Consider the following 1,328-nt stretch of genomic DNA (forward strand, 5'->3'; position numbering starts at 1 on the left):
GTGCATGATGCTCAGACGGCTGTGGCGAAGCTGACGCGCTGGCGTGAGCTGGTGCCTGGTCTGACGCAGGTGGTTCTGCATGATGATCGTCGTGCGGATCATGTGCCGGAGTCTCTTCCGGGGAGTGATCTTTCGGCCCGTATCCCGATCGGTGAGGCGGGGGCGAGCTGGCTGCCGGAATACGACGCGGCGCTGGCCGATCCGACCCGGGGAACCCGGGTCGTGGTCAACGTCATGCTCTACGGCCATCGGGACCGGTACGCGGTGCGGTTGCTGCCTGCGGCCACGCTCCAGCGGGTGCTCACGGACGACACAAGGCAGCTCACGCAACGAGCCGGAACCAGCCTGCTGCGGGTGCTGGAGCGTATCCATCACCGTCGTGGCGAGTTTCGTCCTCCTGAGCTCTCGGGCATGTCCGGTCTGGGAGCACGGAGAATCCTGGAGGAGGAACTCGAGCGCCTCCGAGGGGAGGACGACCCGGATCCGCTGAGCCGGCTCCTGGACGACCTGGCCGCCCGCCCCGAGCCGATTCCCGATCCCGTCGTGGTGCAGCGGTATCTCGAGGCTCCGGAGCCGGTGACCTCCACGGCCCGGCTGGCCACGCTGGAGCGCATACGATCGGTGCTGGTCTCCCGGCTGGGCGACGACGCTCCGGACATTCTGAAGGCTGCGAAGGCCGAACAGCTGCAAGACGTCGTCGTCCGCAGCCTCGACGCCCTGGAATCCGCCTTCGGCGCGTCACAAATCGGCCGTCAGGCGATTCTGACCGAAGTTCTGCGCATCGCTGCGGTGCGGGGGTCCATGTTCACGACAAAGCACGGCGGGCCGTACCGGGCCCGTGTGGTCGATGTCGGTGACGTGCGGCTGGTGCAGATTCGTGTACACATCCACTTCGTAGCTGACAGCGACGTGACCGACGATCAGGCCCGCCGGACAGCTCGGATGGCACGTGAGGATGTCCCGGAATTTATTTCTGCGACAGGCGGTTTCGCATCCCGCGGCCGGACGGTCTTCATCCGGTTGCAGCCCGTGGTCACCATCGGGCGTCAGCGCGTTGAGGGGGCGCAGAACACGCAGCTGAGCGCAGGAGAGGGGCGAGCGGACGCGCGCCACGTCTACACGGAGAGCTCCGCCCAGACGCTGTTGCACGAAATGTTGCACGGTCTTGCACTTTCGGATCGTTACCCGGCCGACCAGGGGGAAACACAGCCTCTGCATCATGAGCAGCGGCGCCTGCGGCCTGGGAACCCGCCAGGGCCGACGCACTTCCGCCCCAACGCCCTCGATGCCGAGGACGCCGTGATGAGCTCCCGGTCCGAGACCTCACC

1 protein-coding gene is annotated in these 1,328 nt (G+C 66.8%); it reads left to right on the plus strand.

From position 1 onward, the window contains the following. Positions 1-21: 21 nt before the first annotated feature. Positions 22-1,328 (plus strand): hypothetical protein (locus KIH74_RS35605; protein ID WP_214160864.1); only part of this gene is annotated, 1,307 nt, incomplete at its 3' end.

The sequence above is a fragment of the Kineosporia corallincola genome, assembly GCF_018499875.1.
GTDB classification, from domain to species: domain Bacteria; phylum Actinomycetota; class Actinomycetes; order Actinomycetales; family Kineosporiaceae; genus Kineosporia; species Kineosporia corallincola.